19 protein-coding genes and 1 tRNA gene are annotated in these 19,248 nt (G+C 61.5%); 6 read left to right on the forward strand and 14 right to left on the reverse strand.

The genetic code is table 11. The annotated features are described in order from the left end of the window. Positions 1–43 precede the first annotated feature (43 nt). The 9 genes from csgH to FHR23_RS04880 all read right to left on the reverse strand — a co-directional run bounded on the left by csgH (position 44) and on the right by FHR23_RS04880 (position 9,196). A complete protein-coding gene (gene csgH, locus FHR23_RS04840; RefSeq protein ID WP_184001756.1) occupies positions 44–409 on the reverse strand; it encodes a curli-like amyloid fiber formation chaperone CsgH in 366 nt (121 codons plus the stop codon). Positions 410–425: 16 nt separating this feature from the next. Then, the gene (locus tag FHR23_RS04845) at positions 426–1,163 is read right to left on the reverse strand and encodes a hypothetical protein (RefSeq protein ID WP_184001757.1); all 738 of its coding nucleotides are present in this window, start codon (positions 1,161–1,163) and stop codon (positions 426–428) included. A gap of 285 nt (positions 1,164–1,448) precedes the next feature. Then, positions 1,449–2,102, reverse strand: coding sequence for a hypothetical protein (locus FHR23_RS04850; protein ID WP_184001758.1), 654 nt, complete (start codon positions 2,100–2,102; stop codon positions 1,449–1,451). A gap of 93 nt (positions 2,103–2,195) precedes the next feature. After that, the gene (locus FHR23_RS04855; protein ID WP_184001759.1) at positions 2,196–3,779 is read right to left on the reverse strand and encodes a hypothetical protein; all 1,584 of its coding nucleotides are present in this window, start codon (positions 3,777–3,779) and stop codon (positions 2,196–2,198) included. Positions 3,780–3,873: 94 nt separating this feature from the next. Further along, positions 3,874–5,328 (reverse strand): hypothetical protein, encoded by a 1,455-nt coding sequence (locus FHR23_RS04860; protein WP_184001760.1) that lies wholly within the window; start codon positions 5,326–5,328, stop codon positions 3,874–3,876. Positions 5,329–5,560: 232 nt separating this feature from the next. Next, entirely contained in the window at positions 5,561–6,562 is a 1,002-nt protein-coding gene (locus tag FHR23_RS04865; RefSeq protein ID WP_221227344.1) for a CsgG/HfaB family protein, read from the reverse strand. A gap of 2 nt (positions 6,563–6,564) precedes the next feature. Further along, entirely contained in the window at positions 6,565–7,026 is a 462-nt protein-coding gene (locus FHR23_RS04870; RefSeq protein ID WP_246359683.1) for a curli production assembly/transport component CsgF, read from the reverse strand. A 427-nt stretch (positions 7,027–7,453) separates the two neighbouring features. Continuing rightward, positions 7,454–7,527 (reverse strand) — tRNA-Gln (locus FHR23_RS04875). 64 nt (positions 7,528–7,591) lie between these two features. Next, the gene (locus FHR23_RS04880; RefSeq protein ID WP_184001761.1) at positions 7,592–9,196 is read right to left on the reverse strand and encodes a DUF389 domain-containing protein; all 1,605 of its coding nucleotides are present in this window, start codon (positions 9,194–9,196) and stop codon (positions 7,592–7,594) included. Between the two features lie 128 nt (positions 9,197–9,324). Here FHR23_RS04880 and nhaA point away from each other — a divergent pair, with 128 nt between their 5' ends. From nhaA to FHR23_RS04900, 4 genes are all read left to right on the forward strand, one after another. Continuing rightward, positions 9,325–10,548, forward strand: a complete 1,224-nt coding sequence (nhaA, locus tag FHR23_RS04885; protein ID WP_184001762.1) for a Na+/H+ antiporter NhaA — start codon at positions 9,325–9,327, stop codon at positions 10,546–10,548. A gap of 22 nt (positions 10,549–10,570) precedes the next feature. Beyond that, the gene (locus FHR23_RS04890) at positions 10,571–11,152 is read left to right on the forward strand and encodes a sigma-70 family RNA polymerase sigma factor (RefSeq protein ID WP_184001763.1); all 582 of its coding nucleotides are present in this window, start codon (positions 10,571–10,573) and stop codon (positions 11,150–11,152) included. Then, positions 11,145–11,870, forward strand: a complete 726-nt coding sequence (locus tag FHR23_RS04895) for an anti-sigma factor (RefSeq protein ID WP_184001764.1) — start codon at positions 11,145–11,147, stop codon at positions 11,868–11,870. Before FHR23_RS04890 ends, FHR23_RS04895 begins: the two co-directional genes overlap by 8 nt. Before the next feature lie 84 nt (positions 11,871–11,954). Further along, the gene (locus FHR23_RS04900) at positions 11,955–12,518 is read left to right on the forward strand and encodes a fasciclin domain-containing protein (RefSeq protein WP_184001765.1); all 564 of its coding nucleotides are present in this window, start codon (positions 11,955–11,957) and stop codon (positions 12,516–12,518) included. Positions 12,519–12,668: 150 nt separating this feature from the next. Here FHR23_RS04900 and FHR23_RS04905 read toward each other — a convergent pair whose 3' ends face one another. From FHR23_RS04905 to sucC, 3 genes are all read right to left on the reverse strand, one after another. Then, the gene (locus FHR23_RS04905; protein ID WP_184001766.1) at positions 12,669–13,598 is read right to left on the reverse strand and encodes an electron transfer flavoprotein subunit alpha/FixB family protein; all 930 of its coding nucleotides are present in this window, start codon (positions 13,596–13,598) and stop codon (positions 12,669–12,671) included. Beyond that, positions 13,595–14,344 (reverse strand): electron transfer flavoprotein subunit beta/FixA family protein, encoded by a 750-nt coding sequence (locus tag FHR23_RS04910; RefSeq protein ID WP_184001767.1) that lies wholly within the window; start codon positions 14,342–14,344, stop codon positions 13,595–13,597. Before FHR23_RS04910 ends, FHR23_RS04905 begins: the two co-directional genes overlap by 4 nt. Before the next feature lie 205 nt (positions 14,345–14,549). Further along, a complete protein-coding gene (gene sucC / locus FHR23_RS04915; protein ID WP_184001768.1) occupies positions 14,550–15,749 on the reverse strand; it encodes an ADP-forming succinate--CoA ligase subunit beta in 1,200 nt (399 codons plus the stop codon). A gap of 199 nt (positions 15,750–15,948) precedes the next feature. Here sucC and FHR23_RS04920 point away from each other — a divergent pair, with 199 nt between their 5' ends. Beyond that, positions 15,949–16,461: a sterol desaturase family protein gene (locus tag FHR23_RS04920; RefSeq protein WP_184001769.1), complete on the forward strand. Its 513-nt coding sequence runs from the start codon at positions 15,949–15,951 to the stop codon at positions 16,459–16,461. 17 nt (positions 16,462–16,478) lie between these two features. Here the strand turns inward: FHR23_RS04920 and FHR23_RS04925 are convergent, their stop codons facing one another. After that, the gene (locus FHR23_RS04925; RefSeq protein WP_184001770.1) at positions 16,479–16,808 is read right to left on the reverse strand and encodes a PilZ domain-containing protein; all 330 of its coding nucleotides are present in this window, start codon (positions 16,806–16,808) and stop codon (positions 16,479–16,481) included. Between the two features lie 53 nt (positions 16,809–16,861). Next, complete coding sequence (locus FHR23_RS04930; RefSeq protein ID WP_184001771.1) at positions 16,862–17,797, reverse strand: ribose-phosphate pyrophosphokinase; 936 nt, start codon at positions 17,795–17,797, stop codon at positions 16,862–16,864. Between the two features lie 121 nt (positions 17,798–17,918). On the opposite strand from FHR23_RS04930, the gene gltX reads away from it, so the two are divergent. After that, positions 17,919–19,241 (forward strand): glutamate--tRNA ligase, encoded by a 1,323-nt coding sequence (gene gltX, locus FHR23_RS04935; protein WP_184001772.1) that lies wholly within the window; start codon positions 17,919–17,921, stop codon positions 19,239–19,241. Positions 19,242–19,248: the final 7 nt, after the last annotated feature.

Consider the following 19,248-nt stretch of genomic DNA (forward strand, 5'->3'; position numbering starts at 1 on the left):
GCCCCGTCCGCAATCCGGCGGGCTTCGGCAGTGTCAGACCGCCTTACCGACCTTCGCTGAGTTCGTACGCCTTGCCGTGTTCCGGCTCCACCTTCAGCACCGCGTGCCAGTGCCGGCCGCCGGCCGCTCCCAGCTTCAGGGTCATCAGCACAACCGCCTGATCCGGTTTCAACCGGGCCGATCCGCGCTGCACGGTCCGGTTGCTGTTGCTCTTGTCGCCGCCGCTCACTTCCAGCGTGTAATGCGCCTGGACGGCTTCGGGCGACTGGCCGACCACCCGCAATTCAACACTGTCCTGCTGCTGGCTGACGAGCAGGGTGATCGGGCGGCCGGTTTCATCATCTGCGGATGCAGTCATGGTCATCGTCGCCAGTCCCGCCGCGAAGACAATCGTGGGAACCATCGCCATTGCGTGCCTCCTTCCTTCATGGTTGCTGCCCTTGTTGTTGCGCAATCGCCTGCAAGATATCGACAACGAGCTGATCGGCGGCAGACGGTGTGTCCGGATTCTTCTTGTCCGGACTGGCGGTCTGATCCGTCTGATCCTGCGGCAGGACGACGGAGGCCACGGACTGCGCATCGGGATCGTTGGGGTCGAGGCTTTGGCTGCCGACCCGGCGGATCGCGCGAGAGACACCGGTGCCGTCTTCATCCGCGCCCTGATACATCAGCAGGCGCTGTTCGGGCGACAGGGTAACGGGATTCGGTCTGGCATAGTCGGCCGACCGGGTCTCGATGACGTGGGCACAATCGGGGTTCTTGCGTGCAGCGTCATTCGCCGTATCGCAACGATCCTTACCCTCCACTCGCACAAGCTGCTGCGCACGACCGTCCTCCGGTCGCGAAAGCGGAGTCGGGGCATGTGCGGTCGGCTTACCGCTGACCAGTTGCGGACCGGCATCGGCGGACCGCCCCTGCGGCCCAAGCTGCGTTTCGACAACAGCCTGGGGACCGGATCGTGTATTCGTATCGACCTGCTGGACGATATCATCATCCGGATCGGTACTGAGGATCGGCGCAATCTGGGTAACGCTGGTCAGATCATGGCGCTTTTCCGCACGCTCCTGCGCCGTCGCACCGGTTGCTATGACCGATATGAGGACCAACGCAACCGCCGGGACAAGGGCCGGTTGAAAAGATGATCCGATGCCGATGCCTGCCATCACTCCATCTCCCGCACAGCCTGGGCCGTAAACCCATAAACGGCACCGTCGAGGCACCCAAATGGCGAACAGATCGGGCCGAACGACGCGCGGCAAAGGCTCTTTGCCTTTGCAAGCGGCGTTCGGTTCGAGATGGAAGCTATTTGGGCGTCCCTGCGGGATTTGGCCAAAATGGCCCGGTGCGGCGTCGAAAAGTCTGGAAATATTGACATATTCCTGCGCCTTTCCTCCTTGCACCACGCCATTTTGGCCCAAACGCGATGGTGCCGTTTATGGGTTTACGGCCTAGTTTGACTGCGTAATCTGCATCGCGGCACCACCGCTCTGCGTGATCTGCAGGTCGCTGAGATTATTTCCCGTCTGCTGCCAGATCAGGCGATTGGCGCCGTTTTCCTGACGCGCAGTCATGCTGTTCCCGTCACCGGTCTGCGTCAAGAGCGCCTGATTGTCGCCGCCATCCTGGGTCAGCGCCATCAGATTATCCGAACCCTGCTGCATCAGGATCGCGCCGTTTTCACCGGCAGCACCGGATGTCTGCGTGGCGCGCGCAATATTGCGGTCGCCGGTCTGGGTCAGATAGGCGGCATTGCCCACACTTCCCTGCTGCGTGACCCCGGCATCGTTATCGTCGCCGTCCTGTTTCAGGTCGGCATAGCTTGCGGCATCCTGTTGCTGCGCGACCTGCGCGACATTGCGGTTCCCGGTCTGGCGAATACTGGCATCGGCATTGGTCGCCGACTGAAGAATGGTGGCGCGGTTGCCGTCACCGATCTGGGCAATATAGGCGGTATTGCGCACCACATCGGGGCGCGGCACTTCCAGCGTCTGCGCCTGCTGCCCGCCGGATACCGTCGTGGTGCCTCCATTGGTCTGGGCATGAAGCGGGGCGTGGGCGATCGCGAATGCCAGGCATGTCGTCGTGACGATTTTGGTGCGCATTGAACTTCTCCATCCCGGCTATTGCAACTGTCGCTACCGTCCGGGGAAAAATGCGGCACCCCGTGATTGGGGCGCCGCAATTCAGGCTCCACCTCAGCTGGAGGGCGTACCCTGCACGACCGTGGTCGAGTTCATCGTACCGCTCTGATCGACCGTCGACATATTCCCGTCGGAATACTGGCTGACGGACGCACTCAGGTCGCTGCCCGACTGCATGATCATGCTGTTGTTGCCGACGCCATACTGGGTCAGCATCGCATCATTGTTGTGACCATCCTGATCGATCGACGACATGCCGAAGGAACCATGCTGGTTGACCTCGGCATAGTTGCTCGAATCCGCCGGATCGCCAAAGGTGTTGGTCTGCGACACCGTGCTGTCATTGCCCGTGCCCGACTGCGTGACTTTTGCGTCCAGATTGGCGGCTGGACCGCCGTCGGCAGGTGCAGCAGCGAACTGCTCGATCATGCTGGTATTGCTGTCCCCGCTCTGATCCACCACGGCATTGGCGAAGTTGGCACGGCCGGTCTGGTTGATCGTGCTGATCTGGTCCATACCCGCCTGACTGACCGATGCGGTTGCGAAATTGCTGCTCTGGGTGATGTAGCTTTCGCTCGAATCGGAGATCTGGCTGATCTGGGCAGCGGTATTTTCCAGACCGCCCTGATCGATTTCCGACAGGTTCTCATTACCCTGCTGAAGCAGATCGATCGTACCGCGGCTGCCATATTGGGTCGAGCGCGACATATTGTCGTTGCCCGTCTGCACCACCGTCAGCGATTGGTTGTCGGTCGTCCGGTTGGGCGAACCCTGGGTGGCATCCACCATGTTGCCGTCGCCCGTCTGGGTAATCATGGCATCGGCCTGATTGCCCTGCTGAAGCAGCGTCGAGCTGTTGTTGTTGCCGGTCTGCGAAACGCCGACATTGTTGGTGAAGGCGCTGGGACCATTCGGCGTGCCGGCAGAGTTGAAATTACCGTTCTGGATCACGCTGGAGTCGTTTCCGTCCCCCGACTGGTCGACCGCAGCGGCGTTGCGCGTTCCGGTCTGGCTGATGAACGATGTGCTGTCGCCATCCTGACGCAGTTCGGCCTGCTGGAAATTACCATATTGATAGATTTCCGAGTCCGCACCGGTTCCCGACTGGCGGATTTCGGCGCGATTGGCCTGCGTATAAGGCGCAACCGCGGGATCTTCCGGGTCGGTCTGGATGACGAGAGAGGTCGAATCCGTGCCCGTCTGTTCGCTGAATACCGATTGCGAACGCCCGAACTGCGTCACGTCCAGCGAGCTGTTGACGGCTCCGTCCTGCGTGGCATTGGTGGCGTTTCCGCCATTATTGTTGTCCGGCACGGTTTCCTGCGACACTTTCATCGTGCTGTCCGCCGTTCCGGCAAGCTGACGCAGCGTGGCATTGTTATGCCCGGTCTGGTCAAGGTCGATGCTGCTGTTGCTGCCGTTCTGGACGGCCGTGGCAGTATTCGACTTGCCGGTTGCATCGTTCGTCCCGACACCATCCTGATCAACAGTCGCCGTGTTGTTGGAACCGCCCTGACTGACGCTGGCATCGTTCATCGTGCCGGTCTGGTTAACCGTCGAGTTGTTGGTCTGGGCAACCGCGGGAGCGCCAATGGCGAGTGCTGCGGCCGATACAGTGATAAACAGAATGTTTTTCATGATAACCTCCTGATAGAAGGCGGGTATTTCCTGTATTCAACACCCGCCCCTATTACGGCGATGGCCGGGCCATCGCCGCAAATGAACGGGTTGATTAGAATGCGGGCGGCGGCGCGATGCTGGCACCCTGCATGATCGTGGCGGAGTTATTGTCGCCGGTCTGGGTGACTGTTGACGTGTTGCCGTCGGACCCCTGACCAACCATGGCGGAGTTACTCGTGCCCGTCTGCATGATCATGCTCTGGTTGTAGCTTCCGTCCTGGCTGACCGACGCAAGGTTCAGTTCGCCATTCTGGGTGATGGTCGACTGGTTGTGATCGCCCGCCTGATTCGAGCTGGCATCGTTCGAGGCATAATCCGTCACGACGAAATCGTTCGTCTGATTGATCGTGCTTTCGTTATTATTGCCGCCCTGCGTGATGCTGGCGCTCATGTTACGCGTGCGCGTATCACTCGGGCCACCATTGGTCTGGTTGATCGTACCCATATTGCCGTCGCCGATCTGATCGACATAGGCGGACGAGTTCTGGGCTGCCTGCGTGACATAGGCCTGGTTATACGAACCGCTCTGATCGACCCCCACGTCATTAAGATCATCCGCGTCGCCGGAAGAGTTGTTGAAACCCGGCTGATTGATATCAGCCATGTTATGATCGCCGGACTGGGAGGCATTCAGGCTGCCGTGCGAGCCCGACTGTACGGCCCATAGCTGGTTGTTATTGCCGCCCTGAACAATCAGCGCACTCTGGGAATTCGTCTGATAATTGGTCGGTTCAGGGCGTCCCTGCGTCAGCATGGCATTGTTGCTCTGGCCCGACTGGACGATGTCGCCGGTGGCGTCCTGCGCTGTCTGATCGATCTGGGCGGTGTTGCCGTCATCGGTCTGGGTGATCGATGCACTGACGCGTGCCGGTTGCAGGTCGGTCGTCTGATTGATGGTCGCATTGTTGTAATTTGCGGTCTGGACCACCGTCGCGTCGCTGCGGTTCGCGCCCGCACCGCCACGTACTTCCTGCTTGACGGTCGACATGTTGTAATCGCCGTCCTGCAACACATTGGCCGCACTATAGCTCGCCGGGTCCTGATCGACCATCGACGAGTTGTTATTGCCATATTGCTGAACCCCGGCGGAGGAACCGTTCAGCGCATTGCCGACCTGGTTGCTATTGCCGTGCTGCAGCACCGTCGAGTCGTTGCCATCGCCGGTCTGACGTACTTCCGCGCCTTGGGAGGTACCTTCCTGCCGGACATAGGAGGTGCTGGCGCCGTTCTGGACGACCTCGACCTCATTGCGGTCGCTGCCCAGTTGCTCGACCTCGGAATCGGCGCCGTCGCCCGACTGCATGACCTTGACCTGGTTCTTGCGTTCGTCGCTGGTGCCGTCCCCCGACTGCGTAACCAGCGACATGCCATTGGTGCCGTCCTGCGTCACGCTGGCGTCGTTATACTGGTTGGTCTGGGTGATCGTCGAGTTGTTCGATTGCGCCGAAACCGGGGCGGCGATGAACAGCGCCGCAGCCGATACCGAAAACAATAGTGTGCGTTTCATGGTTGTCATTCCTTCCTGTAGGACTGATAACCACGCCGCCCCCATCGAAGAGGGGCCGACATGAAAATCAGCATCTGCAAATCCTCGTGCGCTTGAGCGGCAACTCGGGCGCACGATTTTTCAGTCCCCCGACGACCTGTTCAAAGCGGGGTCCCTCCTGCTTTTTTCGTTCCGGTCGAGCGCAGGCATCTCACCGGACTGGTTCCACCGGGGCGGCAACCCCGGAAGCTCTTCAAAACGCTCGCGGCTTCGCGATATTCACACGCGCCTCCTGCGATGGAGGCGGCGGCACCTCGCTTGCCTTGGGCTTCACCGCCCTGGGTGCGAGTTCGCCGGATTGCTTCATCGCGTCGCGGACCTCATCGGCGGCAAACACCCCGGCGCGCTCCTGACGGTAGCGCCAGAGCATCGGCCAGCCTTCCTTGTAATCGGCGAACTGCCACAGCTTCAGGTCGACCCCTTCCATCACCAGGCCATAGACCGCCTTGTCGATCGCCTGTTGCAGGGCGAGTTGTTTCGGTTCGTTGGTGGTGATGCCGGTTTCGGCCTGCAGCAATTCCTTGAACGCGACATAGCGAAAGGCGTTGGCGCTGATCGCCTTGGACGCGATCGTCTTGGACGCGGTAACGGTGGTCAGCACCTCACCGGTGCGCACCGATACCGCGCGCAGATACACCGTCACCGTATCCTGACGATATTCGCCATGCGCGCCGATGCCCAGAAATGCCGCCCCCGCACCGCCGGTGACGGTGTTGGAATCGAACCCGATCACTCCGCCTTCCAGCAGGACACCGGCAAACAGCAGTGCGGGCAGCGCCTTGGGGTCGAGATTTTTCTCGCCCAGATAGCGTTCACGCATCTCGCGGATGATCTGGCGCTCGCTCAGCAGGTTTTTCAGCGATTCCCGCTCGACGATGGTGAACCATTTGCGGTTGCCCGCATCCTGCAGCGATTTGACCAGCATCGCCGCACTCCCCTGCGACAGCGCGCGTGACAATGTCTGGCCGGTATCGGTGGGTTTGAACTGCCCGGTCTGATCGCCAAAGCCATAGACCGCAATCGCCACCGGTCGCGCAGGTGGCGGGATCGCCTGCAACTCGCGCTGGGTCTGCGTGGTCTGCGGATAATAGGCCAGACTGGTGGTTTCGGGAATGAATGCCCGCCCGTCATCGCCCAGCGTGGTGCAGGCGGACAGCACGAACAGTGCGCCAATCATGGCAAGATAACGGCGCATGATCAGTTGACGTCGACAAAGGTCGGAATAACGATCGTGGTGATTTCGCCCGTCCCGTCATCGGTGATGGTCAGCGTCACCTCATCCAGCCCGCGGTCGAACTCGATGGTCTGACCACCAAAGGAAATCGTGCCGTGCTGCTGCGGATTATCGCCGAAAATCGCGTCGACAATTTGCGAAGACAGTGCCGAAAGCAGGCGCGATTGCAACTGTCGGGCGAAAATATCCGCCTGCGAATTGCTGCTGCTGCTCGACGAAGGATCCTTATACTGGTTCTGCGCATTCGCGATGCCGAGCAGATGGCTTGAGTTGAACGGATTACCCCCAAAGGAGGGATCGATCGGCGTATAGACCATGTCCTGCGCCATCGCCGGCGCTGCGGAAAAACCGATCGCCATGGTCGATGTAACCGCCACCGACATCCCCCGTATCAACCGGGTACGCACCGAGTTTCGAGCAGTCATATGTCCCCCTGCCTCATCCTCTCTTAATCGACGAACGACTCACGATTCGCCGACTTGTTAATCTTACGTTAACGAGTCCGAAGCGGCCTTGGCATCTGCAATTTGTGGTAGGAGGCTCGAAAAGAGGGGTGTGCCGATAAGTGTCACTTTACGGGACAAAATCGGGAAATATTAGAAATTTCAGATAGTAATACTTTGGAGGTAGAGCTTCATCCGACAGGATGGGGGGGCGTATTCCGGCCTTACAGCACGAGTCGCACGAATGAAGGCGCCGGGTTTATGCCGCAACGGTATCGACAGGCGGCGCAGAGTGGCCGGTGCGAAGACAAGCAAACCGGTTCCCGACAAGGGCAGTGCCTCATCCGAATGGGCATGTCTATCGCAAGGGGTAGTGCAGGCGACTGCGCCGCTATCGCCATTCAAATGCTGGATGCCCCGCGTGGATTCGAACCACGATTGACGGAGTCAGAGTCCGTAGTCTTGCCATTAGACGACGGGGCAAAGAGGGGGCGCAGATAGTCGGCTCATTCGTCCGGGTCAAGGGGGGTGATGGCGCGGGCTGCTATTACCCAGTCGCGTCGGCATCCGGCGTTGCATCGGGCGGCAGCCAGGTCAGGCGCACGGCGCCGCCCCGGCCGCCCGCACCCGTCACCGCCTGGGCATGCACCCCGCCGTCGGTCAGCGCCTTCACCACCACGGCGACCTTATCCTTGTTACCGGACACGCCGATCGGCACGTTCAGCCGCCTGGCACCCCAGATGGCAGTCGCAATCGCCTGCTTGCCCGCAGCGTCTGGCACCGGACCGGTATCGGCGGGCGCCTGCTGGCTCTGGTCGCCGGAGGACGATGCCGGTTTCGCCTTGGCCGACTTCTCCTTGGGTGGGGGAGGCTCGAAGGAGACATCGGGCAGGTCGGCCGCGGGCGGGATCAGTTCAACGGTCCAGCCGGTCGCGACATTCGCCACGCGCTGCTCCAAGGTGCGATAGGCCTGCAACCCGGCCCCCGGCAGCACTTTCGCCGTCACCAGCGCGCGCTGCTGATCGCGGTCCAGCAATACCGCACTGGGGTCGACCCCCGCGACCAGCGCAAGCTGTTCGGTAGTGCGCACCGCCACCCGGTCCGCCGCCACCTGCCGCGCATTGGCCTGGGCCGAAGCAATCTGCGCCGCTTCCGCCGCCTGACTGGTGCCCACGCGATATTGCTCCAGCGCCACTTCCACCGGTTTGCCCAGCAACTGGGTCAGCGTACGTTTGGCATCGCGCTCGGCATTGGGCCGGAATTGCGGTGTCAGCACCGTTGCACTGATCCGCAGCGGCTTGGTGCCATAGGAAACGTCCATCTGGCTCAGCCGCGCGTCACTTGCGAACTGTGCCTGAATCACATCCTGCGCCTGCCGCGAGGCACGTGCTTCCCAGGCGATGTTATAGAGCGAAATCCCCAGCGGAATGGCCAGCGCCACCAGCACCACGAAGCCGACAACGCTTTGCAACATCGTATGCTGCGGCGACAGGTTCGACCCGAAGCCATAGAGACGCGCCATCACCGCCGCCAGCAGCGCAATCGTCATCAGGTTGGTAAAGAACAGCAGGACCGCGCCACCGAACACCGTCCAGTTCAGCGTCGCCAGCCCGAACCCGACCACCGCAAGCGGCGGCATCAACGCGGTGGCGATGGCCACGCCGACCACCGTGCCTTCGCGCCCCCGGATCATCGCATAGGCACCGGCAAGCGCCGAAAACAGCGCCACCATCAGATCGAACAGATTGGGACGCGTGCGCGCCGCGATTTCCGGCGTCACATTCTGCAACGGCGACAGCATCACCACCAGCGCGGTGAACAGCACCGCCAGCACCACGCCCATCGCCAGCGCGAACGAGGCCTGCCGGATCTGTGCGGTGTCGAAGGTCGCCAGACCGAAGCCCAGCCCGATGATCGGCCCCATCAGCGGCGAGATCAGCATCGCACCGATCACGACCGCCGGCGAAGACAGCAACAGGCCCAGCACCGCGATGCCCGCCGACATCAGCGTCATAAAGGCGTAGCGGCCACTCCAGCCCAGCTCTGCCTGAACCTTGTCCACCACGCGGACATGATCGACCGTGGCGATGACATGATCATACCACCAGGAAAGAATGGGGTTGCGGGAAACGATACCGGCAGAACTACTCATTCGCAGCGATCTAGCCCATTTTTTCCGCGTGCCAAATCGGATTTGCAGCTTTTGCGATCCGCTTGGGCTTTGCCTCGGCACCTCCAGCCGATAGGAATGGCGCAACGGATAACAGCAAGGGGGCATTCATGGCCGCAGACGAACCCGTCAGGATTCAATCGGCACTTCGCAGCTTTCTGAGAAGCGAAGCGGCGGGAGGTATCGTCCTGATCGTCGCAGCCATCGCGGCGATGGTCGTCGCCAACATCCCCGGCATCTCGGAAGAATATTTCCACCTGTTGCATGCCGAACTCGGTCCGACCTTCAAACCCGGCCATCCGATGACGATCCATCTGTGGATCAATGACGGACTGATGGCGGTTTTCTTCCTCTTCGTCGGGCTGGAGATCAAGCGCGAGTTTGTCGACGGACGGCTGGCGACATGGGAAAGGCGGCGGCTGCCGGTCATCGCGGCGGCCGCGGGCATGGTGTTTCCCGCGCTGATCTATCTCGGCATCACCTGGGGCCGTCCCGAACTGCAATCGGGCTGGGCCATCCCCGCCGCTACCGACATCGCTTTCGCGATCGGCGTGCTCGCGCTGCTGGGATCGCGCGTGCCTGCGTCGATGAAGCTGTTCCTTACCACCGTCGCCATCGTCGACGATATGGGCGCGGTGGCGATCATAGCGCTGGCCTATACCGCGCATCTCTCGAGCATCGCGCTGGCGCTGGCGGCCCTGGTGCTGCTCGTCATGTATGTCCTTAACAAGAGCCATGTGCAGGTACTTTGGCCCTATCTGATCTTGGCGGCGGTACTGTGGTATTTCGTCTTTCTGTCGGGGGTGCACGCAACCATTGCCGGTGTGCTGGCGGCGATGATGATTCCGATCACCAAATCGCCCGCTGCACCGGATGATGCCGACTCACCACTGCACCGGCTGGAACATTCGCTGGAAAACTGGGTGGCATTCGTGATCGTCCCCTTGTTTGCCTTTGCCAATGCGGGTGTATCTTTCAAGGGGCTGACCCCGATGATCCTGTTCAACACGCTGCCGCTGGCGATTGCGCTCGGCCTGTTCCTCGGCAAGCAGATCGGCATTCTCGGCAGTATCTGGCTGGCAGCAAAAACCGGTTTTGCGAAAACACCCGGCGGTGCCACCTGGCGGCAGGCCTATGGCGTGTCGCTGCTGGCGGGTATTGGTTTCACCATGAGCCTGTTCATCGGCGGCCTGGCCTTTCCCGGTAACGAATTGCTGGTCGACGAGGTGAAGATCGGGGTGCTTTCCGGCTCGATCCTGTCGGCGCTGGCGGGATATTGTATCCTGCGGTTCGCGCCACAGAAAAACACCACCTCTGAAGGGCATGCCGCATGATCCCGAATAGGCTGTCCTGACCATGGCCGGGTCGTCTGATTCCGATACGGCATCGGCCGACAGAGCCTATCTGACGGGCGTGCTCGCCGACGTCGCGCGCAAGGATCAGGAGGCGTTGCACAGGCTGCATGAACGCACCTCGGCGAAACTGTTCGGCATTTGCCTGCGTATCTCCGGTGAGCGACAGGCAGCAGAGGACATCTTGCAAAACGTGTATCTGAAAATCTGGGATCGGGCGGAGCGGTTCGACCCCACTCGCGCCAGCCCGATTACCTGGCTGGCGACGATCGCACGCAATACGGCGATCGACTGGCGGCGCGCGAACAGCCGCCACCTGTCCGCAGATACTGAGGACGCCGCCACCGGGATTGCCGACGATCGGCCGGCCGCCGATATGCTCATCGAACAGAGCCAGGCGAGCGAGCGGCTGCATCACTGTCTGGACGAACTCGACGAACGCCCGCGCAGCGCCATTCGCGCGGCCTTTTTCGGAGGCTTCACCTATGCCGAACTGGCCCGGCGTGCAGACGTGCCGCTGGGCACCATGAAAAGCTGGATGCGCCGCAGTTTTCAACGACTCAAGGCGTGTATCGAACATGGCTGAGCCCGAGATCCCCCGTGACGAATGGGAGGCGCTGGCCGCCGAACTGGCCCTTGGCCTGCCGGAAGGAGAGACGCGCGAACAGGCCCTGCAGTTGCAGCGGAACGATCCCGCTTTCGCAGCCGAGGTGGTCGCGTGGGAAGAGCGTTTCGCGCCGCTGTTCGATGAAATTGCACCGGTGCCCGCACCGCCGGGGCACTGGCAACGGATCGCCGCCGCCCTGCATGGCGCCGCCAACGACAATGACGCTCAAACGCTCCGGCAGCGCCTTCGCTGGTGGCAGCGCGGCGCGATCACCAGCGCGGCGGTCGCCGCCATCCTGCTGATCTTCCTGACCTTCACCTGGCAGCAACCGAACCGCACCATTCCCGCCCCCAGACCGGCATCGCTCGTTACCGTGGCCCAGCTCACGGGAAGCGACAACGGACCCAGTTTTATCGCACGCATCAACCGTCAGACCGGTGGCATGGTGGTCGATTCGCAGGACGTTCCGCGCGAAGGGCTTGCGCCTGAACTCTGGGTCATTCCGGCAGACGGTACCCCGCATTCGCTCGGACTGGTTGCGCGCACCGGGCGCATGCACATGCACGTCCCCGTCCCGATGCGCGCGATGCTGCGCGACGGAGCAACGCTGGCGGTGACGATGGAACCGGCAGCAGGCGCCCCGCACGCCGCGCCCAGCAGCGCGCCGGTGGCCAGTGGCAAAATAGCGACGATCTGAAAATTCGGGCTGCATCCGTATGCCGGATGCCTCCGTAGCTTCGACAGCACCCGCAAATCGGGTGCGCGAGGAAAGGAATGCCCGATGAAGAAATTTTCCCTGAAGCGCCTGCCCATGGCCGTCGCTGCCGCTGCGCTTACCGTCTCCGGCTCCTATGCGATCGCCCAGCACGTTCCGATGGTCGGCGGTGCGCCGATGTATCCGACCAAGACCATCGTTCAGAACGCCGCACAGGCAAAGAACCTCACCACGCTGGTCGCAGCGGTCAAGGCAGCGGGCCTTGCCGAAACGCTGAGCGGCTCCGGTCCGTTCACCGTGTTCGCGCCGACCAACGCTGCGTTTGACAAGCTGCCTGCGGGCACCGTGCAGACCCTGCTCAAACCGGAGAACAAGGCAAAGCTGACCAAGATTCTTACCTATCATGTCGTACCCGGCAGACTGACCGCAACGACGCTGGCTGCGGACGCCAAGGCGCATGGCGGCAAGGCGATGCTGAAGACGGTGGAGGGCGAAGACCTGACCGTATCCAAAGGACCGTCCGGCTGGATGCTGACCGATGCCCAGGGCCATCACGCCAACATCACCATGCCCGATGTAATGCAGTCGAACGGCGTGGTGCATGTCATCGACACCGTGATGATGCCCTGACGCCTGATCCGTCTCCACTAGTATCGCCGCTTTTGCCCTGAGGGCGGCGATACGCGGGTCCGTCGAGCTCCTCCGTTTCGGCGGACCCGTAACGAAAAGGGCCGGGAAGCAGATCGCTTCCCGGCCCTTCTTGCTATACGGCGCTATCGTTCAGAGCTTTTCAGTCAGCTCCGGCACCGCCTTGTAAAGATCGGCGACAAGGCCGAGATCGGCGACCTGAAAGATCGGTGCATCCTCATCCTTGTTGATCGCGACGATGGTTTTCGAATCCTTCATCCCCGCAAGATGCTGGATCGCGCCCGAAATACCGATGGCGATATACACTTCCGGCGCGACGATCTTGCCGGTCTGACCGACCTGATAGTCGTTGGGGACATAGCCCGCATCGACCGCCGCACGCGATGCGCCGACGGCGGCACCCAGCTTGTCGGCAAGCGGTTCGATGATGGTGTGGAAATTCTCGCTGTTCTGCAGCGCGCGGCCGCCCGAAACGACAATCTTCGCGCTAGTCAGTTCAGGACGCTCACTCTCGGCGATTTCCTGACCGACAAAGCTTGAAAGCCCCTTGTCGCCTGCCGCGGCAACATTCTCGATCTCGGCCGAACCGCCTTCGGCAGCCGCCTTTTCGAACGCGGTGCCGCGCACGGTGATAACCAGCTTTTTGTCGCTCGTTTTGACCGTCGCGATTGCGTTGCCGGCATAGATCGGACGCGTGAACGTGTCCTCACCCTCAACCGACAGAATGTCGGAAATCTGCATGACGTCGAGCAGCGCGGCGACGCGCGGCGCGATATTCTTGCCCGTCGTTGTCGCGGGAACCAGGAACGCATCGTGATGTCCCATCAGGTCGACGATCAGCGGCGCCACATTTTCGGCGAGCGCGTGCGCATAGGCCGCATCGTCGGCAACATGCACCTTGCCCACACCGGCGATTTTCGCCGCGGCCTCAGCCACGCCGCCGCAATTTTCGCCCGCGACCAGCAGATGCACCTCACCCAGCTTGGATGCCGCCGTCACGGTGGCCAGCGTCGCGTCCTTCATGTCCTTGTTGTCATGTTCGACCCAGACCAGCGTCTTCATGCCGCAACTCCCATTGCCTTGAGTTTCGCCACCAGTTCATCGACATCGGCGACCTTCACGCCCGCCGTCCGCTTGGGCGGTTCGGACACGTTGGTGACTGTCAGGCGCGGCGCGACATCGACGCCGTAATCGGCAACCGTCTTCTGCGCGAGCGGCTTCGACTTCGCTTTCATGATGTTGGGCAGCGAAGCATAGCGCGGCTCATTGAGGCGCAAATCGGTGGTGACGATTGCCGGAAGCTTGAGAGCATCGGTTTCCAGCCCGCCATCGACTTCACGGGTCACGCTCGCCGTGCCGTCCGCGATCTCGACCTTGGATGCGAACGTACCCTGTCCCCAGCCCAGCAGTGCGGCCAGCATCTGGCCGGTCTGGTTATTGTCATCATCAATCGCCTGTTTGCCGAGGATCACCAGTTCGGGGCTTTCCTCCTCGACCACCTTGGCAAGCAGCTTGGCGACGCCCAGCGGCTCGACCTTGTCATCGGTCTGGATCAGGATCGCGCGATCGGCACCCATGGCGAGCGCGGTACGCAGCGTTTCCTGGCATTTGTGTTCGCCGATCGAAACCGCGATGATTTCGCTCGCCACGCCCTTTTCCTTCAGACGGATGGCTTCCTCGACCGCAATTTCGTCGAACGGGTTCATGCTCATCTTGACATTGGCGAGGTCGACACCCGACCCGTCCGCCTTCACCCGTGGTTTGACATTATAGTCAAGCACGCGCTTGACCGGCACCAGCACCTTCATATGCTTCCCTTCCCAACTATCCGCCGAAAAGCGGGTTTTGCATGTTCAGTCTGGCGTGACATGGCGTTTTTCCGTTGCTTTCGCAAGTACGGTATGGCCCTCTTTTCATCATCACGCCGATATTTCCCTGATTACACTCCCGAATGCAAAACGGGGCCCCGACCAGTCGCCGGAACCCCGTTTGCTACCTGTGCAAGGTGTGCAATCAGGCGACCTGCTTGACCTCTGCCACGATCTTCTGGGCGGCATCGCCCAGATCGTTCGCGGCCACGATCGGCAGGCCGGAATTGGCAAGAATGTCCTTGCCCTGCTGTACATTGGTTCCTTCCAGTCGAACGACCAGCGGCACCGAAAGGTTCACTTCCTTCGCCGCCGCGACGATGCCGTCGGCAATGATGTCGCAGCGCATGATGCCGCCGAAGATGTTGACGAGGATGCCCTTCACCGCCGGATCGCTCAGGATGATCTTGAACGCCGCCGTGACCTTCTCCTTGTTCGCGCCGCCGCCAACGTCGAGGAAGTTGGCCGGGAACATGCCGTTCAGCTTGATGATGTCCATCGTCGCCATGGCCAGACCCGCGCCGTTCACCATGCAGCCGATATCGCCATCGAGCTTGATATAGGCGAGGTCGTACTTGCTCGCTTCCAGCTCCATCGGGTCTTCTTCGGTCTCGTCGCGCAGCTCGGCCAGATTCTTGTGGCGGAACATCGCGTTCGAATCGAACCCGACCTTGGCGTCGAGCACCATCAGTTTGCCGTCGCCGGTCACCGCCAGCGGATTGACCTCGATCTGCGCGGCATCGGTGCCCAGAAACGCATCATACAGCTTCGACGCCGTGAACGCCGCCTGCTTGGCAAGGTCGCCGGTCAGTTCCAGCGCCGCCGCCACCGAACGGCCATGATGCGGCATGAAGCCGGTCGCCGGATCGATATCGATGGTGTGGATCTTTTCAGGCGTGGAATGCGCCACTTCCTCGATATCCATGCCGCCTTCGGTCGAAGCGACCATGGAGATGCGGCCCGTCGCGCGGTTGACGAGCAACGCGAGATAGAATTCCTTGTCGATATCGACGCCGTCGGTGACGTACAGGCGATTGACCTGCTTGCCCGCTTCGCCCGTCTGGACGGTAACCAGCGTGTTGCCCAGCATGTCGGCCGCCGCAGCGCGAACCTCTTCCTCAGTCCTGGCGAGGCGGACACCGCCCTTGGCATCGGGGCCGAGTTCCTTGAACTTGCCCTTGCCGCGGCCGCCGGCGTGAATCTGCGCCTTGACGACATAGAGCGGCCCAGGGAGCTTTTTCGACGCTTCCACCGCTTCCTCGACGGACAGGGCAGCAAACCCTGCGGGAACGGGGACGCCGAATTTGGCCAGCAGTTCCTTGGCCTGATATTCATGAATATTCATGGGGCAATCTCGACTTTCTCGATGACCATGGGAGTTGCTTGCGCCTTTCGCACAAGCGAAGCGAGGAATCCACCCCCTGAATCAGAATAGCGCGCCCGTTTATCGCTATTGATTTGCAACAACAATAATTGCGGGGAACGGCATTGCGCCGGGTAATCGGCTATTCGCCTTCGTCACCCGAGGCGCTATAGCATGCGTCATGCACTGGACCCTCGCAATCGGGCTGTTCGTCGCCACCGTGATCGGTATGGAAGGCTTTGCCTATGCCATGCACCGCTGGGTGATGCATGGGCCGGGCTGGTTCCTGCATGCCAGCCATCACCGCCCGCGCACCGGCAACTGGGAATGGAATGACCTTTATGCGGTGATCTTCGCGATTCCGTCGATCGTCCTGCTGGCGGGCGGCGTGCGATGGGGCTGGTGGCCCGGCTGCACCTGGATCGGTGCGGGCATTGCCGCCTATGGCGCGATCTATTTCGGCTTTCACGACATTCTGGTCCATCGCCGGATCGGCCATCGCCATGTCCCGCGCTCAGCCTATATGAAGCGCATCATGCAGGCCCATCGTCTCCATCACGCGGTGGAGACGAAGCACGGCACGGTCAGTTTCGGATTTCTCTGGGCACCGGCGCCGGAAAAACTGAAGGCAGCGCTTCGCGACAGCGGCAGGCATGGGATACGGGCGCCGCGCGGCGAAAATCCCGTCGCATAATTCCCCTTACGAATCCGTCAGGTTCCGGGATACATGGCCTTGATACGATCTAGAACGGCCGGATAGAGCGGCTGGCGAAAGACGAAACCGTAGCAGAAATGCCGCCGCCAGACGACCTGCGCCTCCTGCCCGGCCATGTCGGGAATCTGCAGCCAGATCGTATCGCCAGGTTCCAGATTGGGCGCCGCCGTCGCGCGAAAACCGCTCACCGACATATCCAGCACATCGATCCGGAAACGCAGGCTGCGCGGTCCGCGCAGCATGGCCTGCATCGCCACCGGCTCGCGCGGGAATTGCCGCATATCATCATGCGAATCCGCACCGAATTTCAAATCAATTGCGCCCATGCCCCAGACGCTAGCGGAACAGGGTTAGCGAATTGCAAACGATGTGGAAAAAATCAGTCGAACAGGCTGGAAACCGATGCTTCTTCAGCAATGCGGCGGATTGCCTCGGCGAGCAGCGGCGCAATCGTCAGGTGGCGGATATGATCCGCCTTGGCGATAACGTCGTGATTGCCGATCGAATCGGTGATGACCAGTTCCTCCAGCGCCGATTTTTCGACCCGCGCCACTGCGCCGCCCGAAAGCACGCCGTGCGTACAATAGGCAACGACCCCTTCCGCGCCCGCTTCCTTCAACGCAGCGGCGGCGTTGCATAACGTACCGGCCGAATCGACGATATCGTCAATCAGGATGCAAAACCGCCCCGACACATCGCCGATGATGTTCATGACTTCCGATTCGCCGGGCCGTTCGCGTCGCTTGTCGACAATGGCCAGCGGTGCATTGTCGAGCCGCTTCGCCAGTGCCCGCGCACGCACCACACCACCCACATCGGGGGAAACCACCATCAGATTCTTGTCGAAGAAGCGCGCCTTGATATCCTCGCTCATCACCGGTGCGGCATAGAGATTGTCGGTCGGAATATCGAAAAAGCCCTGAATCTGGCCTGCATGCAGATCAACCGAAAGCACGCGGTCGGCACCTGCACCGGCGATCAGATTGGCGACCAGCTTGGCCGAAATCGGCGTGCGCGGCCCCGGCTTGCGATCCTGCCGGGCATAGCCGAAATACGGGATAACCGCCGTGATGCGCCGTGCCGACGCACGCTTCAGCGCATCGATACCGATCAGCAATTCCATCAGATTGTCATTGGCCGGATAGGAGGTCGATTGCAGCATGAACACATCTTCGCCGCGCACATTTTCCAGAATCTCGACGAAAATTTCTTCATCCGCGAACCGGCGGATGCTGGCGCTGGTCTTGGGGATTTCCAGATAGCTGGCAATGGCATCGCCCAGCGGCAGATTCGAATTTCCGACCAAAAGCTTCATGCCCGCCCCGTTTCCTTGATTTCTGCGCTATGCGGTTTCGATGTCAAAAGGCTCATAAAGCCGACATGCCGATGCGAAAAGGGGCATTGCCCCCTTTCCCGCCGCTTTCTACAGCGCAGTCATGGTTATTACACGTTTCGCCCCCAGCCCGACCGGCCATATGCATGTCGGCAATCTGCGCACCGCGCTGCACAACTGGATGTGGGCGCGCAAACAGGGCGGCCGTTTCCTGCTGCGCATCGACGACACCGATGCCGAACGGTCGCGTGAGGAATTTGTCGACGGCATCCGCGCCGATCTGGACTGGCTGGGACTTGGCTATGACGGCGAGGAACGGCAATCGGCACGCTTCGACAGGTATGAGGCACAGTTTCAGGCGCTGCGCGAGGCCGGCCGGGTCTATCCCGCCTATGAAACGCCGCAGGAACTCGACCTCAAGCGCAAGGTGCTGCTGGGTCGCGGCCTGCCGCCGGTCTATGATCGCGCCGCCCTGCACCTCACCGACGATGCGCGCGCGGCACTCGAAGCCGGGGGCCGCCGCCCGCACTGGCGCTTCCGCCTCAATCATGACGCGCCGATCGGCTGGACCGACCATATACGTGGCGAACAGCGGTTCGACCCGTCGCGGATGAGCGATCCGGTTATCCGGCGCGAGGACGGTTCCTGGCTCTATCTGCTGCCATCGGTCATCGACGACATCGATATGGGCATCACCGATGTCGTGCGCGGTGAGGATCATGTGTCCAACACCGCCGTGCAGATTCAGATGTTCGAAGCGCTGGGAGCGACCCCGCCCGCCTTCGCGCATGAGGCACTGCTGACCGGCAGCGAAGGCAAGCTGTCGAAGCGGCTGGGGTCGCTGGGTATCGCGCATTTTCGCGAAGCCGGCATCGAGCCGCAGGCGCTGGTTGCCCTGCTCGCACGCATCGGCACCAGCGATCCGGTCGAACCGGAACCGGACGCCGGCAGACTTGCCGCGACGATGGACTTTGCCCGCTTCGGACGCGCACCCGCCCGATTCGACGAAAGCGAACTGGCGACGCTGAACGCGAAAATCGTGCATCAACTCCCCTATGATAGGGTGGCCGACCGGTTGCCCTCCGGCATGGGAGGCGAAGCGTGGGAAACGGTGCGGCCCAACCTTTCCACCGTGCGCGAATCTGCCGACTGGTGGCGCATTATCGAAGGGCCCGTCGAAACCGGCGATCTGAGCGAAGAAAATGAGTATCTGGAGATTGCGGCTGAGGTCGCATCCGAAATCGACTGGTCGGACGATCCCTGGCACGCGTTGACGGGCGCGTTGAAGGAACGCACCGGACGCAAGGGGCGCGCCCTGTTCCTGCCCCTCCGTCGCGCGCTGACGGGTCTCGACCATGGCCCCGACATGGCGGCGCTGTTGCCGCTCATCGGCCGGGAACGCGCCATCGAACGCCTGTCCGCCTGACATAATC

Source organism: Stakelama sediminis (genome assembly GCF_014199335.1).
Lineage (GTDB): Bacteria > Pseudomonadota > Alphaproteobacteria > Sphingomonadales > Sphingomonadaceae > Sphingomonas > Sphingomonas sediminis.

Bases quoted from the DNA above. Each gene is read 5' to 3' on its own strand.
- csgH (WP_184001756.1), bottom strand. From the start codon at position 409: ATGGCGATGGTTCCCACGATTGTCTTCGCGGCGGGACTGGCGACGATG.
- FHR23_RS04845 (WP_184001757.1), bottom strand. From the start codon at position 1,163: ATGGCAGGCATCGGCATCGGATCATCTTTTCAACCGGCCCTTGTCCCG.
- FHR23_RS04850 (WP_184001758.1), bottom strand. From the start codon at position 2,102: ATGCGCACCAAAATCGTCACGACGACATGCCTGGCATTCGCGATCGCC.
- FHR23_RS04855 (WP_184001759.1), bottom strand. From the start codon at position 3,779: ATGAAAAACATTCTGTTTATCACTGTATCGGCCGCAGCACTCGCCATT.
- FHR23_RS04860 (WP_184001760.1), bottom strand. From the start codon at position 5,328: ATGAAACGCACACTATTGTTTTCGGTATCGGCTGCGGCGCTGTTCATC.
- FHR23_RS04865 (WP_221227344.1), bottom strand. From the start codon at position 6,562: ATGCGCCGTTATCTTGCCATGATTGGCGCACTGTTCGTGCTGTCCGCC.
- FHR23_RS04870 (WP_246359683.1), bottom strand. From the start codon at position 7,026: ATGACTGCTCGAAACTCGGTGCGTACCCGGTTGATACGGGGGATGTCG.
- FHR23_RS04880 (WP_184001761.1), bottom strand. From the start codon at position 9,196: ATGAGTAGTTCTGCCGGTATCGTTTCCCGCAACCCCATTCTTTCCTGG.
- nhaA (WP_184001762.1), top strand. From the start codon at position 9,325: ATGGCCGCAGACGAACCCGTCAGGATTCAATCGGCACTTCGCAGCTTT.
- FHR23_RS04890 (WP_184001763.1), top strand. From the start codon at position 10,571: ATGGCCGGGTCGTCTGATTCCGATACGGCATCGGCCGACAGAGCCTAT.
- FHR23_RS04895 (WP_184001764.1), top strand. From the start codon at position 11,145: ATGGCTGAGCCCGAGATCCCCCGTGACGAATGGGAGGCGCTGGCCGCC.
- FHR23_RS04900 (WP_184001765.1), top strand. From the start codon at position 11,955: ATGAAGAAATTTTCCCTGAAGCGCCTGCCCATGGCCGTCGCTGCCGCT.
- FHR23_RS04905 (WP_184001766.1), bottom strand. From the start codon at position 13,598: ATGAAGACGCTGGTCTGGGTCGAACATGACAACAAGGACATGAAGGAC.
- FHR23_RS04910 (WP_184001767.1), bottom strand. From the start codon at position 14,344: ATGAAGGTGCTGGTGCCGGTCAAGCGCGTGCTTGACTATAATGTCAAA.
- sucC (WP_184001768.1), bottom strand. From the start codon at position 15,749: ATGAATATTCATGAATATCAGGCCAAGGAACTGCTGGCCAAATTCGGC.
- FHR23_RS04920 (WP_184001769.1), top strand. From the start codon at position 15,949: ATGCACTGGACCCTCGCAATCGGGCTGTTCGTCGCCACCGTGATCGGT.
- FHR23_RS04925 (WP_184001770.1), bottom strand. From the start codon at position 16,808: ATGGGCGCAATTGATTTGAAATTCGGTGCGGATTCGCATGATGATATG.
- FHR23_RS04930 (WP_184001771.1), bottom strand. From the start codon at position 17,797: ATGAAGCTTTTGGTCGGAAATTCGAATCTGCCGCTGGGCGATGCCATT.
- gltX (WP_184001772.1), top strand. From the start codon at position 17,919: ATGGTTATTACACGTTTCGCCCCCAGCCCGACCGGCCATATGCATGTC.